The organism is Bacillus sp. JAS24-2 (genome assembly GCF_008274905.1).
GTDB classification, from domain to species: Bacteria; Bacillota; Bacilli; order Bacillales; family Bacillaceae_G; genus Bacillus_A; species Bacillus_A cereus.
Map to the genome: position 1 here is coordinate 2,944,890 of NZ_CP031068.1, position 14,924 is coordinate 2,959,813.

The following is a 14,924-nucleotide window of genomic DNA, read 5'->3' on the forward strand; positions in this document are numbered from 1 at the left end:
TCTTTTAGAAGTTCATATAAATTATTTGAAATCAAGAATCAACGGAATATTATAGGAATATTTAAAAAATAAAACATTTAATTTATTTATGGTATCATACAAAAAACATTTGTTTTCTCAATTAATCCCCCTAGCTGGATTCGTCTATATTGCACATATTTACAACATGAAAGACACTAAGAAAAAAGGATTTTGTTGAAGGGATGAAACATTACAAAACTCTTATTTAGGACCTTATGTCATCCTCTTTTTTAGCAATATCGAGTTATCCCAAAAAACGTATATTTACTAACATAAATTACAGGTGGTGTATTGTGAAAGAAATAGTATTTGTTCAAAATAAAAAAAGACTCCTTATGAAATTCGAATTTTTAAAAAAGGATTTAGTACTTACCATTTCACTGATACTAGCAATTGTCAGCTGCTTAATACATTCGCCAAAGATCGAATATATTAACTTTGAAGTGTTAATTAGCTTATTTAATCTGATGGTAGCCATTAAGGCCTTGGAACAGCTAAAGATATTAGACAAACTTGCCGTTGCGATTTTAAATAAATGCAATAACAGCAGGTCAATATCTATTATTCTAATTTTGTTATGCTTTATTTGCTCCATGTTTGTAACAAATGATGTCGCTCTCCTCACTTTTGTACCAATAACACTTGTCATTAGTAAAAAAACACAAATGAACATGATGGATACAATCATCCTGCAGACAATTGCGGCAAACATCGGTAGTAGCTTGATGCCTATGGGAAACCCACAAAATTTATACCTATATTCTTACTATGGAATTAAGCTCATCCCATTTTTAGGTTCAATCCTGCTTTTAGCTGTACTTGGAATTAGTTTGTTATTTATATTTACTCAAAAACTTCAAAAAACAGATTTGAAAATAGAACTACCTGTTATTACCGTGAAAAATCGAAAAAAAGCTACCGTCTGGATTTTGATACTTATTACTATCATTGCATCTATTTTTGGTGTTATTAATTATTACATTGCGCTAATAGTCACACTGATAGCAGCATTTACGTTAGATAGAAACTTACTATTTAAGATCGATTACTTTCTTCTAATAACCTTTGTCTGTTTTTTTATTTTTATCGGAAACATTTCCCATTCCGATGCACTGGGGACATTTGCTCGCGCTAATTTAAGAGGAGATACTTCAGTCTTCTTTAGTTCCATATTTTTGAGTCAATTGATTAGCAATTTTCCTACTTCAATTCTTCTATCAAACTTTACTTCTGATTGGAAAACTTTATTACTAGGAGTAAATATTGGAGGGCTTGGAACAATTATCGCATCTTTAGCCAGTGTAATCTCCTATAAACTATTCATTCAGGCCAATGTTAAAGAGAGTAAGGCGTATTTAATTAAATTTAGCATTTACAACTTTGCATTTTTAATCATACTTACATGTATACAATACTTTATCTTTAAATTTCTAAAAATTTTTTAAAAAATTGATTCCTTTAGAAAAACCCAAATTTCTCAGCATTAAATTGAGAAATTTGGGTTTTAATATAGGTATGTTCACTATTTTGAGATGTTCCCAAAGCGAAACTCTTTTAGCTTTTACGTTATTTATTAGAATTCGGTTCATTTTTTATGCACTCAGTTATATAATAAATGACTGAATTTATAGGGTAATAACTTTCAATTAATAATAGAAATATAGCTTATTACAATGTTATTTCATTTTTGAAGTCCTCTTCACAAAATCCTTAATGTCCCTCAAATTTTTCCCGCTAATATTATCTTTGATGGTTAAATTTAGTTCAATTTCTAATTTTGCAAATACTGCTCCTACACAATTATAGATACTTAATCCCTCTATACTCTTTCAAGCGGTAATCCATTCCGATAGAAATTACAAATGACAAAATTTATCCGTTTTTCCTACTTGCTAAATTCAGCAAGTAAAATGTTTTTAAAAACTTCTGGGTTATTAAGGTTTAAACTGTTCGAATTGATAGCGAGTGTATGTTTACCTCCAAGTGTTCCACCAGCAAAAGTGGAAAACCCTGGAACGGCCCCCCTGTGTCCCCATACCGAGACACCGTTCGGAAGCTTAATTTCAAGTATTCCAAGACCATATCCGGTTCCCTCTCTATTTGTAGGAACTGTAGTAAGCATTTGTTTTAACTGCTGTTCCTTCAGTAATTTGCCACCTAGTAAGCAAGAGAAGAATTTGTTTAAGTCGTCAGCAGTAGAAATCATATCTCCATCCGAGCTACCTGGGTTAATATAAGTAACATCTTTTAGCTCACTCGCTCCGTCTAGTTGCAAATAGCCACGGGCATGCTTGGTGCCTGGAATCACGCTTGAATTACCAGGTAAAAATGTATTTGACAAATCAAGCGGTTCAATAATCCGATTTTCAACCTCTTCCGCATAGCTGTTTCCTGTTACTTTTTCAATAAGGATTCCTAGTATTACATATCCTGTATTTGAATAAGACCAACCCTTTCCTGGGGCAAAGTCTGGGGGAAGTGAAATCCCCATCTTTACAAATTCTTCAGCCGTATACGATTTTTTTATATCCGTAATATCAAAGTCTTTTGAATTTATATAGTCAGCAATACCACTTGTATGATTCAATATTTGCCGGATCGTAATTTGGTTACCATCATATCCGTTTCCTTGAATAACACCAGGTAACCATTTTTCAATGGAGTCGTCTAGATTCAAACGGTTCTCTCCAGATAATTGAAGTAGAACTGTTGCAATGAACGTTTTCGTCACACTGCCAATGCGAAAGCGAAAATCTGCTTTCATTGGTTTCTTAGTTTTCAGATCCGCTACCCCAGCTGTATAACTCCAAGTTTTACCCCCCTTAGAAATTTTAGCGAGTATTCCTGGGTATCCAAGTTGCAGTTCATCTCGCATTGCTTTCTTAACGGAAGTACGATCGCTTTGCGTACTTGTTTGTAACGAACTAGATACATTTTGCGTAGGTTCTGCTTTTACAATTAATGTTGGTGTTATGTATAACAGGGAACTTCCACCTATTAAAAGTGCTAGACTTGCACATGTAATTTTACTGCGTGTTTTCATAAAGAATTCCTCTCTTCTATTTAAATTGTATTGATGGCTGATAGCTGTCTCATATACTAACCACATAGCTATCAACTCTCCCAATGATAAAAGTCAACACTGAATTTGCAATCAACGTACTAATCATTATTTTCACAAACACCATTGTGTTCTAACAATCTCTAAATCACTCTTTTTCCACATACATATTAACCATAGAAATTACTTCTTTTCCTTAAAACACTCTTGTTACTGATTATTTGTTTTATATGTAGGCCGTACTTGTTCCCCCCTTCATGCCTCCTTATATTTTTATCCTACACAATGAAAATCTCTTTTTTCTTACCTATTCCTTACAAATTCCTTACATACAAAATCACTTCTACAATAGGACTGAAGTAGTATCTGTGCCCGAAAGCGCAAAAAACACCAATGCTTTTCGCTTCAGTGTTTTTGCGCTTTACATATTGTAAGATTCGTTTTACTCTTAACAGGTTAAACTGCTGATTTTTTCTAATGCGATTATTCTTCTTGCTATATAAAACAAATTTCATTGTGTTATATGAAATTTGTCATTAAGGCACATGATTCTAAATTTATTGATGTACTTGAGATGGACTCACTTTTTGAATTTGAACAAGTATATCAAACGCTTTACCTAATGATATATCAACAGTTTTTGGTATATCAGGCCCTTCGGTAGTTATTCCAGCGAAAATTGGCTGTTGTTCGTTTAACCAAGTTTTTGTCACGCCGTTCGCCTTACGTAAATCAATAAAAAATTGATCTTTTTTGACCTGTCCAAAAATGTAGTTATAACTGTTTGGATCATCCGATTTTAATGTTCCATAGGGGCCAAATTCACCATTGCTATTCTTCACATTGTATTGTCCTTCATAAACTGACGTTCCAATAGATACGTACCGTTTTCCGTAATATTCTGCTAAATGCTGCCCTGCTACTTTAGGGTATATAAAAGAAAGCATATTTGTTTTCGAAACGTGTCCATTATGTCCCCATACAATGGTTTTTCCTAAATGTTCTTCAGTCCACTTCGCATTTTCATACATTGCAATATCATGTTTCAAATAAAAATCCGCTGGTTTATCAGGAGGTGTCGCTAACATTGTAGTAAACTGTTCAATAATACGAGCATTTTGCTTTATCCATACGAACTCTTTAGATTTCCCATTTAAATGACTTTTATTTTCCTCTAATAAAGCACTAATTTGTTTAGCATCTAAAACATACTTTTCTTTTTCTTCTTTCGTAAGGCTTTCAAAAGTATTCATATCCTTTGTTACAGGAATAAGCCCTTTTATCTTCTCTTCTACTCTAGGCAACAGTTTTGAATTGTTCGCTTTAATATATTCTATTATATTATTATAAACATTTTCGTTTACTGATTGAATGTCCATCCCGATGACACGTACTTTCGATTTATGTTTTGGATTAGCATTATATTGCCGAATCCAATCAAGTAAATCTAGCATTTCTTTCGTCTTAAATACAGGTGTTAGGTGTTGGCTTGGGTTTCCCTTACCAGTAAGAACATATCGATCAAGTTCCAAGGCCCTGTCCCATCCCTCTTCTAAAACTAGATTGGTAAAGCCCCTTTCAGATACTAAATACTTAACAATGCGGTGTTTCATCGTAAAAACTTCATGAGCCCCATGCGTAGCTTCACCTAAACCTACAATTGAAGCTGAACCTACCATATCCTTAAGTGGTTTCAAATCATTAAGAGATGCAGTTGGATTAGTTGTTTTTAAAGGCTTTGCATGTGCTTCTAACCATTTCGTTATTTGATTTGTATTATAGGGAGCTGTAACAGAAACCTCTGTTTTCGAATCTGCATAAGTATTTCCTACAAAATGAGTCATTGTTATAGCAGAAGCAACAATTGCAATAATTATTTTCTTTTTCATAAAAAACCTCCTGAAATATTTACTTATAGCTTTTTGACATACTCTGCCAACTTCCGTTTAAAACATTCATTTTCTTATTACTGTTAAGATACATTTATTCTAGTTCCTAAAACTCACTTATTTCTTAATAGGTTCTTAAGAAATTCTTAATTCACTTATACGAATATAAAACTAAATAAGCTTCAATTCATTGTATTGTAAATTCCTCATTGCATAACATTATAATGTACAGATATTCGTTATAAATGATGTTATCTAAAGTATTCAATTTCAGTATGTATTATTAACGTAATTAATATATGGTTAATATGAAGTTCCAAATTTTGATTGTTTGTAGTCTCTTTATCATAGAGTTAATTTAGGGGTTATTTTTTGTTCACTTCATTTTTTTCGGCACTCTGCACCTAGACGGTATACCCATTGGCCACAGTTAGACTATTTCAAATCAAAAAAATAGATTACCTGCACACGAAAAAGTATAGTGCACAGGTAATCTATTTGTTTTTGAGATTAATAAAAACCTAATTTATCTTTTGAATTCTTCCATCAATAATAGACTGAATTGGTTCTTTTGATTTTTTTATATAATCTACTAATGCTTCAAAATCAGTTGGTCCTGTTTCAGCATCTTTACCGTTTTTAAAGGATACAAATCCATCTCCCCCTGAAGCTAGAAATGCGTTAGCAACGACGCTGTAAGTTTTAGAAGGAATAATTTCTTCTCCATTCGTTAAGCGAATACTTGTTACTTTTTCTCCATTGGGCTTGTTCGCATCCCAAGTGTATTGGATTCCTGAAATTTGAAGCATTCTTGTTATGTCTTTTTGCCATTGTTGATTTAAAATATCACGAATGTCTTGACCTGTTAAATTTACTTTTATTAATTGATTTCCGAATGGTTGAATACCATATATCTCTCCCCATGTAATATCACCAGCATCTAAGTCATTACGAATACCACCAGGATTCATAAGTGCAATTTGGGATTGCATTGTTGTACGCTGGGCATCAGCAACTAAATTTCCAAGAGTAGATTCACCAGCCGTATTGAGTTTGCGATCTAGTGGCGCAATAGACTTACCTACAACTTCATTAACAAGAGGTGCGATTTTTGCTTGATATTTCTCCATCTTCTTCTTTATTTTTTTATCAGGCTCTATGCCTTCATGATAAGTTGTAACAATTTCTGCTTTTTTCTCAACAATATCTTGTGTTTTACGATCAATCTTTACATCAACATCAGCAAAAGCCATACCATATGAATTTGCTTGTACGACAAGTTTATTATTAACAGTTCCATTTACATAAGTGTGGCTATGGCCACCAAAAATAACATCGACTTCTGGATCAGTCTCATTTGCTAATCGGACGATATCACCATTTGTTACGCCGTTCCCATCTGTTATACCTCCGTTATGTGCAAGAACAACGATAGATTTAACGCCTAGTTTTTTTAATTGCTTTACGGATTTGTTAATAGCTTCAACTTCATCTGTAATTTCTACATTCTTTAGCATAGTAGGCATAACAAGGTTAGGAACATCCGTTGTTACGACTCCGATAAATCCAACAGGAACTCCTTGTACCTTTTTTATAGTGAATGGTGGTAAAAATAAACGACCGGTGGATTTATTATAGAAATTTGCAGCAACATATGGGAATTTTGCCCCTTTAAAATTTCCTGTTTTCTCATGGTATCCACCATAAATAAGGCGGTTCATTTCTTCAACACCTTCATCAAATTCATGATTCCCTATCGTTCCAACATCGAATTTCAAATCATTTAGAAATTCAATCGTAGGTTCGTCTTGTAATAATGCTGAAACAGGAGTACTTGCTCCAACAACATCTCCAGCATGTACCTTTAATGTATTCGGATTTTGTTTTTCACGATCACGTAAATAAGCCCCTAAGTACTCAATTCCCCCTGCATCTTTATTGTTAATTTTTTTTACAGTGTCTAGTTGCCCATGAAAATCGTTAATACCGAGCATTTGTACATCTATGTAGCGGTTTGGTTCTGTACTTGCTTGGGCTGAAGGCATAGCAAATACACTAGTAAAAGTAACTGTACTTAATGCTAAAGCAACTGGAATGATTTTTTTCAACATAAAATTTCTCTCCCCTAATTAAAATCTGACATAATACGATGTTATTTTAATATATTAAGAGAATTATTTCCACAAAAATTCTACCAATTATAAAAATTAATAAGATTTTATTGTTTTCTGACAAGATGTTTCTTCCTCAAAAAATGTATATTTCTTTGTTTTGAGGATTATTCAAAATATTATCTTGATAGTAATATAACAATACTTCTAAGAAATCTAAAAAACTCTAATCAATATATTTTAGCTGTTAAGAAGAGTATTCAATCCAAAATTAATGGAGATTTATCAACCTAACATCTCAATATCACCATTTAAAAAGATGCTCCTGGATTTATCCAAGAGCATCTTTTATAAAGCTTTATTTTTTACTTGTTTATAATTTATCAATTAACAATTAACAATTATATAGTTGTAATCAGTCATTTAAAAATAATAGGAGTGCTTCATTAAATTCTTTGGCATGCGTTGCATTTAGCCCATGTGGACCACCCTTTATTAACGTTACTTTAGAATTAGGAATTGCTTCATGTGTTAATTTCCCACTATATTCAAATGGTACAGTTGCATCAGAATCACCGTGAATAATAAGAGTAGGTATATTAAACTTCTCCAAGTCTTTTCTAAAATCTGTCTTACTAAAGGCGGTAATACAATCAAGTGTTCCTTTAGGTGATGCACTGGCTGCAATATCCCAATTATATAAACGGAATGGCTCACTAACTAAATCTGTTCGATTACCAGCTGCGAAAAATCCCTTAGTAAATTCATCAAGAAATGCAAGGCGGTCATTAATCACACCACTTTTGAACGCTTCAATTGTTGCATCATCTAATGCCCCTTCAGGATGATCCTCTGATTTGTATAAATATGGAGGTACTGCTCCAGCAAAAACAGCCTTTTCAATACGATCTGTTCCATACGTACTAATATACCGGGCTACTTCGCCTCCACCCATAGAAAAACCAACAAGTGTGACATTTTGAAGCTCTAAATGTTCTAATAGTTGATGTAAATCAGAAGTAAAGGTATCATATTCATACCCTTCCCACGGCTGAGATGATTTTCCAAATCCTCGACGATCATATGTTATAACTCTGTATCCAGCCTCAACAAGAGCGGGAACTTGGTATTCCCAAGATCGACCACTTAACGGCCAACCATGAATTAGTACAACTGGTTTTCCTGTGCCATAATCCTCATAATATATCTCAATTGGTTCTTGATTTTCGGTTCCTACAGTAATTTTAGCCATGCTTCTACCTCCAAAAAATATTCTAATATGTATCCTTTTCTTCAATAATCCGGATGAATGTCATAACCTATTCATGCACGTTTATGTTGTGAACTCTAAGTATGAAACTCTATTGTTCCAATGCATTCATTTTCTCCTTTTGGAACAATCCCCCCTCTAATACCTTTTTCATCATAAAATAATTACTGAACATTACTCCTATTCAATTGTAATAACAAAAATAGGTGACTATCAATATTGTTCTATCTATAGGATGTATAGGTAAAACCAATCTATTTTATAGTGAAAACAACTATAGTTACGACCTATACGAATTATAGATAATTTAGAATTGATTAACGAATCAGTTTTCAAATACTATAAAATTGTATAGCACTTCATGTTCTGTGAATGCTGCTATAACCAATATTATTGGTCAGCTTAGTTATAAACGAAGAAACTTATGATAGTATTCGACTATTTAAACTTTCTTCGATTACTTAATTTTTAGGAGGAATACATAATGACTGATCTCTATTCTCGTATTAACAAAGATGATGCTGTCGTGCTTTTAGTAGATCATCAAACTGGTCTTATGTCCGGACTAGTACGTGACTATGGTGTTGATGAATTCAAGAACAATGTTTTAGCTCTTGCTCATACTGCTAAGTTTTTTGATTTACCAGTTATTTTAACAACAAGTTTCGAAAACGGGCCTAATGGACCTTTAATGCAAGAATTGGTTGATCTCTTTCCTCATGCACCAAAAATAGCTCGACCTGGACAAATTAACGCATGGGATAATGATGATTTTGTAAAAGTAATCGAAGAAACTGGAAAAAAACAACTTATCATCGCAGGCGTAGTTACGGACGTTTGTGTTGCTTTCCCGGCACTTTCCGCTATAAAAGCTGGATATGAAGTATTTGCTGTTACGGATGCTTCAGGAACTTTCAGTAAACAAGTTGCAGATGCTGCCAATACTCGTATGGCACATAGTGGTGTGCAACTTATGAACTGGTTTAGCGTAGCTTGCGAATTACAACGCGATTGGCGCAACGATGTCGAAGGTTTTGGCAATTTGCTTTCTAGCAATCTTCCAGGCTATCAAAATATAATTGGAAGCTATAGGGGAGCTCAGCGAGATCTTAGTAAACAAAATGCATAAAGTGAAACTTTAATCAGTGGGGGTTTTGTTCATCCCCCACTGATTATTAGTTGAACCAATCGGGCTTTTACAGGCAGTTGATCCCCCACCTAACTTCTTTGCTTCCGCTGAATTTTGAGGTGGGGGTCTTACTGCCCGTTAATGCGGGATAAATGTATTTCAAAGAAATAGCTTTAAATCACTTTCAAAAAAATGGATAGTATACATTTAGTGCTGATTAAATCAGCACTCTCTTTTAATTTAAAAGGTATAGCAAAAATTTTATTTTTACGATTACAATTTTAAACAATTAAAAAAGGAGCGTTTTATTATGAGTAATTTAGAATTGTTAAATCCGGAGAACAGTGCATTAATTTTGATTGATTTTCAACCTCAAATGACTTTTGGAGTTGCAAGTATTGATAGACAAACATTGATTAATAACGTTATGCTACTTGCTAAATCAGCAAAAACTTTTAACGTACCTACTATTCTTACTACAGTTGAGACACGCAGCTTTTCTGGTTATTTTTGGCCACAAATTCTTGATATATTCCCAAACCATGAAATTATAGAACGCAGTTCAATGAACTCTTGGGAAGATCCAAAATTTGTTGAAGCAGTTAAAGCAACAGGTAGAAAGAAATTAATATTTGCAGCACTTTGGACTGAAGTTTGCCTTGCATTCCCTGTGCTTGAAGCAATGAAAGCTGGCTATGAAGTGTATGCAGTTGATGATGCTTCAGGTGGTACTAGTCTGACAGCACATAACGCTGCTATGCGTCGTGTAGAACAAGCTGGTGCAATTCCAGTGACAGCAATTCAAGTTTTACTTGAATACCAACGTGACTGGGCACACAAAGACACTTATGATGCTGTAATGGAAATTGTAAAGGAGCACACTGGCGCTTATGGTCAAGGAGTAGAATACGCATATACTATGGTGCACGGCGCGCTTCCAAGCAGGAAAATATGAAACAAGAAGGAGTAGCTGTCGAAGAGACTTATACAGGGAACACGATGGATGCTGCTGATCCAGTAACAACGATTGTTACATGGGAAATTCAACAAGGTAAAGAAAAACAGTTTGAAACATGGAGACATGAAATCGAAGCTGCCGCTACTAAATTCCCAGGGCATTTAGGTGTAAATCTAATAGTCCTAAATAACGAATCGAGAGAGTATACTGTTATTTTTCGCTTTGATACGTATGAGCATCTACGTGCTTGGCAAGAATCAGACATTCGCCGGGATTTGTTAAAAACGGCAGAACAATTTCAAGTTACTAATCCGAGTTACAAAACTGAAAGTAGTTTGGCTTATTGGTTTGTTACTCCGAAAACGCCAGTTCCACCGCCAAAATGGAAAATGTCTATCGTTACCCTTTTGGGTGTATGGCCTCTTAGCATGTTAGTTCCTAAAGTGATAGGACCTATTATAAAACATATGAATCCTATTATGTCGGCCTTTTTTGTTTCAGTATGTATAGTGTCCTTGCTATCATGGGTAGTCATGCCGATTTTCGGTAAATTATTTCATCCATGGTTACAAAATAATAGAAAGTAGACGAGGTGTGAACATGAATTTACCGGATATGATTTTATATAACGGAAAAATTACTACCCTTGACCCTTCTCAGCCTGAGGTATCTGCTATCGCCATAACTGATGGTTTAGTCACTGCAGTAGGTGGAGATGAGCTTCTTAATAGTGCCACGGAAAAAACAAAGAAAATAGACCTTAAAAGAAAGAGAGCTATTCCAGGCCTGAATGACTCTCATATACACGTTATTCGTGGTGGTCTGCATTATAATATGGAATTACGTTGGGAAGGCGTGCCATCACTTTTTATTGCTCTAGAAATGCTCAAAGAACAGGCAAGGCGTACACCTGCTCCTCAGTGGGTAAGGGTAGTTGGAGGTTGGTCTGAATTTCAATTTAAAGAGAGACGGTTGCCAACTTTGGAAGAAATTAATGCCGTTTCTGAAGACACTCCTGTATTTGTGCTACATCTTTACGATAGAGCACTTGTAAATCGTGCTGGGCTGCATGCACTGGGATATACAAAAGATACACCAGACCCTCCAGGCTGCTTAATTGAGCGGGATAAACGAGGTAATCCAACGGGCCTTTTAATTGCGAATCCTAACGCTTCTATTCTTTATTCAAGTTTGGGTAAAGCACCAGCACTTAATTTTGACGACCAGATTAATTCAACTCGCCATTTTATGCGCGAATTAAATAGATTAGGTATTACAAGTGCTATTGACGCAGGTGGTGGATTCCAAAATTATCCTGATGATTACAAAGTTGTTGAACATTTAGCCGAGAAGGAACAATTAACTTTGCGTATTGCTTATAATCTATTTACGCAGAATCCAAATCATGAATATGAAGACTTTGCTTCATGGGCAAAAATTGTTTCTCCAGGTCAAGGAACTGATAAGTATAAAATGAATGGTGCCGGAGAGATGTTAGTATTCTCAGCAGCCGATTTTGAAAAATTTCAAATGCCACGGCCTGAACTAGCTACGATGATGGAAGCTGACTTAAAGAAAGTAATTTCTCTATTGGTGGAAAACCGTTGGCCCTTCCGTTTACATGCAACTTATGATGAGTCAATCACACGTTTCTTAAATGTATTCGAGGAAGTTAACAGTGAAATTCCTTTTAATGGTCTACGATGGTGGTTTGATCATGCAGAAACAATCTCAGATCGTAGCATGGAACGTGTTAAGGCTTTAAATGGCGGTATTGCCATCCAAGACCGCATGGCTTTTCAAGGTGAATACTTTGTTGATTTATACGGAAAGGAAGCTGCAAAGCGTACTCCTCCGATTTATCGTATGTTAGACCTTGGTATACCTGTTGGCGCCGGTAGTGATGCAACTAGAGTTTCCAGCTATAACCCTTGGGTCGCTCTTTATTGGATGGTTGCCGGAAAAACCATTGGTGGACTTTCGATATACGATGAAAAAAATAAACTGGATAGAAAAGTAGCCCTGGAATTATATTCAAAAGGAAGTGCGTGGTTCTCTGGTGATGAAGGTAAAAAAGGAACCCTTGCAGTAGGTCAGTTTGCTGATCTTGCTGTATTGTCTGCTGACTACTTTACTGTGCCAGAAGAAGAAATCAAAAACCTTGAATCATTACTCACAATTATGGGCGGACAGGTTGTGTATGGAAATGATGAATTTAAAAATTTATCACCTGAATTGCCGCCAGCATCACCTGACTGGTCACCGACGGGAGTTTATGGTTATGGCGGTGCTAACCTAGCCAACACTATACTTTCTCACGATGCCCATGATAACAAGTTACATAGTTGCAGTAACCCTCTCCATCAACACACTCATACCGTAATAGGAAAAGATGGAACTAAATGGGGTATTGGTTGTACTTGCTTTGCTTTCTAAATCAAAACCACCGGTATAATGCCGGTGGTTTTCTTTCTGCAATAAGGATATGTAGATTCGAAATAGCATTGTATATCTCTATTGGAATCTATTACTATTTAATAGGACAAAAGAGTTGATAGCTTAAACTTGATTTGTTTTTTACATCCTTCTCTCCTTGCAAAGCCTACCCCTTTCCCTTAAGTAAAAGTCAAAAATCGATCACACCACACATATAAAGCCACTGCCCTTTGACTTTAATATTTGCTTTATCTTAAGACTTATAGATTTTTTCAAATTTCACACTAGAATCATTATTATTTCTATTACACTGATACTTTTTGCGAATCATTTAACTTCTGCATAAAGATGCGTGCAGCAAAACTTAAAAATTTATCATCAAAGTGAATAAGATTAATATCTTGACTTGGTGTTGGATCAGTAATACGAACTATGCTCAAAGTATCATTATTAACAAAGTTAACCAGTGAACGAGGTATTATGGCAACCCCATGTCCATTGTATACAAGGCTCAATAGAGAAATAGAAGATTTTGTTTCTATATTTGCTTCAGATAAAGATAACCCTAAACTCTCACAATATATTTTAATAGATTCACGACAACTACATGAAACCATTATTCTACTCAGCCCTACTAATTCTCGAAAAGAAACAAATGATTTTTCATTCAAAGGATGATTTTTTGGAATGACAAGGACGAGCTCTTCACTATACAAAAGGGTGTTTGTTAATGTGTCTGGAATTTGAGCACTACGTGTAATCCCAAAATCAATATTTTTGTCAACGATTTGATTTACGGCAACTTCGGATTCTACAATTTTCACTACGATGTTGGGATAATGTTGTTGAAACTTCATAATATAAGGTGTTAAATAAGTAAGGTCCTCTAATAGACCTCCTATAGTAATCACACCTCTTTTTACACCCTTTAATTCAAAAATTTCATTATAAACGTCATCAAATTGTTGCATGATAAATTTTCCTTTATCAAATAGCAGCTTACCCGCTTCTGTCATTTTGATACCTCTTCCAACTCGATGAAACAAAGGTGTATCAAGTTCACCTTCTAACACACGTATTTGTTGACTTAAAGTCGGCTGTGAAATACCTAGAACTTCCGCAGCTTTAGTAAAACTATTATTATTACAAACTTGAATAAAATACTCTAAATGACGTAACTCCATTCTTGATACCCACTCTCCGCTTTATGAAAGATTTATAATGAAAAGGACGATATGTATACGTGAACATAACAACTTTATTTCCTACTATATTAATTGCAATTACATAATTTCTTTATTTTGTACTACAATACATTTACTACTATTTATTAATTTTCCCTCCTATTTATTTAATTTATATTTAATTAGGATATTACTAAACAGAAATAACATCTAAAAACTTACACTTTCTGTGCGTAATATCCTAACTTTTTCAACTGTTTACTTATCATTTTTTCTCAATATAGTCCAAACTACCAAATATTTGCCGAATCCCCTCTCTATGCTGTGGAAAAATTAGTGTCACCAATTCAATACCTTCTGAAATAATTGATGCATACGTGATACAAAAACTTACAAGTAATATTTTGTCCTCAATTTTTTTATAGGCCGATCAGCTTTACTGTATAGTAGCTCAAGCACTGCAAATTCAGTTGCATTAAGTCCATAAATTTTTAGATCCTTTTCATACGTTTAGTGATTGGCTGTAATTCCCTTGATAATATAACAAATAACTTTAAAGATAAGCTCTCATAATTACCAATCCTTTACAAGTTATCTTGAATTCGAGATTTATTATATTATCGTCGAAATATTATGTCAATAATTCATTTTAGCGTTATCAAGCCACTTATAATTTATTTCTCAACATAAGACATATAGAATCGTTAGAAAATAACTGTTAATATATAGATATCTCAATTACGTTATTTTTTAGAGGGCTTGTTGTCTAGCGCAAGCTCTCTTTTTTCATAGTCTAAATGGAATTCGGACACATTTTATATGGTGAGTTTTGCCCTCTTTTAGCGATAGAGACAAAAAATCTGGT

Annotated in this window: 10 protein-coding genes and 1 pseudogene; 5 read left to right on the forward strand and 6 right to left on the reverse strand. The window is 34.4% G+C overall.

What is annotated here, in order from left to right:
* The first annotated feature begins 314 nt into the window (after positions 1-314).
* On the forward strand, positions 315-1,466 hold the full coding sequence (locus tag DN407_RS15295; protein ID WP_098023131.1) for an anion transporter: 1,152 nt from the start codon (positions 315-317) through the stop codon (positions 1,464-1,466).
* A 440-nt stretch (positions 1,467-1,906) separates the two neighbouring features.
* Here DN407_RS15295 and DN407_RS15305 read toward each other — a convergent pair whose 3' ends face one another.
* The 4 genes from DN407_RS15305 to DN407_RS15320 all read right to left on the reverse strand — a co-directional run bounded on the left by DN407_RS15305 (position 1,907) and on the right by DN407_RS15320 (position 8,334).
* Positions 1,907-3,064, reverse strand: a complete 1,158-nt coding sequence (locus DN407_RS15305; RefSeq protein WP_002103315.1) for a serine hydrolase domain-containing protein — start codon at positions 3,062-3,064, stop codon at positions 1,907-1,909.
* Between the two features lie 575 nt (positions 3,065-3,639).
* Positions 3,640-4,971, reverse strand: a complete 1,332-nt coding sequence (locus DN407_RS15310; protein WP_069605259.1) for an erythromycin esterase family protein — start codon at positions 4,969-4,971, stop codon at positions 3,640-3,642.
* 521 nt (positions 4,972-5,492) lie between these two features.
* Complete coding sequence (locus DN407_RS15315) at positions 5,493-7,082, reverse strand: bifunctional metallophosphatase/5'-nucleotidase (protein ID WP_098283715.1); 1,590 nt, start codon at positions 7,080-7,082, stop codon at positions 5,493-5,495.
* Between the two features lie 415 nt (positions 7,083-7,497).
* A complete protein-coding gene (locus DN407_RS15320) occupies positions 7,498-8,334 on the reverse strand; it encodes a bromoperoxidase (RefSeq protein WP_048568442.1) in 837 nt (278 codons plus the stop codon).
* 502 nt (positions 8,335-8,836) lie between these two features.
* Here DN407_RS15320 and ycaC point away from each other — a divergent pair.
* The 4 genes from ycaC to DN407_RS15340 all read left to right on the forward strand — a co-directional run bounded on the left by ycaC (position 8,837) and on the right by DN407_RS15340 (position 12,875).
* Positions 8,837-9,481, forward strand: coding sequence for an isochorismate family cysteine hydrolase YcaC (gene ycaC, locus DN407_RS15325; RefSeq protein ID WP_149216447.1), 645 nt, complete (start codon positions 8,837-8,839; stop codon positions 9,479-9,481).
* A gap of 310 nt (positions 9,482-9,791) precedes the next feature.
* Positions 9,792-10,436: a hydrolase gene (locus DN407_RS15330; RefSeq protein WP_000067163.1), complete on the forward strand. Its 645-nt coding sequence runs from the start codon at positions 9,792-9,794 to the stop codon at positions 10,434-10,436.
* Complete coding sequence (locus DN407_RS15335) at positions 10,433-11,026, forward strand: antibiotic biosynthesis monooxygenase (RefSeq protein ID WP_149216448.1); 594 nt, start codon at positions 10,433-10,435, stop codon at positions 11,024-11,026. Before DN407_RS15330 ends, DN407_RS15335 begins: the two co-directional genes overlap by 4 nt.
* Before the next feature lie 13 nt (positions 11,027-11,039).
* The gene (locus DN407_RS15340; protein ID WP_001052852.1) at positions 11,040-12,875 is read left to right on the forward strand and encodes an amidohydrolase; all 1,836 of its coding nucleotides are present in this window, start codon (positions 11,040-11,042) and stop codon (positions 12,873-12,875) included.
* 305 nt (positions 12,876-13,180) lie between these two features.
* On the opposite strand, the gene DN407_RS15345 is transcribed toward DN407_RS15340, so the two are convergent.
* Together DN407_RS15345 and DN407_RS32775 are read right to left on the reverse strand one after the other, a co-directional pair.
* Positions 13,181-14,059, reverse strand: a complete 879-nt coding sequence (locus DN407_RS15345; protein ID WP_000423205.1) for a LysR family transcriptional regulator — start codon at positions 14,057-14,059, stop codon at positions 13,181-13,183.
* A gap of 218 nt (positions 14,060-14,277) precedes the next feature.
* Positions 14,278-14,640 (reverse strand): annotated as a pseudogene (locus DN407_RS32775) (MarR family transcriptional regulator).
* Between the last annotated feature and the right edge of the window lie 284 nt (positions 14,641-14,924).

Coding starts and splice junctions, on each gene's coding strand:
- DN407_RS15330 (WP_000067163.1), top strand. CDS start 9,792: ATGAGTAATTTAGAATTGTTAAATCCGGAGAACAGTGCATTAATTTTG.
- DN407_RS15315 (WP_098283715.1), bottom strand. CDS start 7,082: ATGTTGAAAAAAATCATTCCAGTTGCTTTAGCATTAAGTACAGTTACT.
- DN407_RS15305 (WP_002103315.1), bottom strand. CDS start 3,064: ATGAAAACACGCAGTAAAATTACATGTGCAAGTCTAGCACTTTTAATA.
- DN407_RS15310 (WP_069605259.1), bottom strand. CDS start 4,971: ATGAAAAAGAAAATAATTATTGCAATTGTTGCTTCTGCTATAACAATG.
- ycaC (WP_149216447.1), top strand. CDS start 8,837: ATGACTGATCTCTATTCTCGTATTAACAAAGATGATGCTGTCGTGCTT.
- DN407_RS15345 (WP_000423205.1), bottom strand. CDS start 14,059: ATGGAGTTACGTCATTTAGAGTATTTTATTCAAGTTTGTAATAATAAT.
- DN407_RS15340 (WP_001052852.1), top strand. CDS start 11,040: ATGAATTTACCGGATATGATTTTATATAACGGAAAAATTACTACCCTT.
- DN407_RS15320 (WP_048568442.1), bottom strand. CDS start 8,334: ATGGCTAAAATTACTGTAGGAACCGAAAATCAAGAACCAATTGAGATA.
- DN407_RS15335 (WP_149216448.1), top strand. CDS start 10,433: ATGAAACAAGAAGGAGTAGCTGTCGAAGAGACTTATACAGGGAACACG.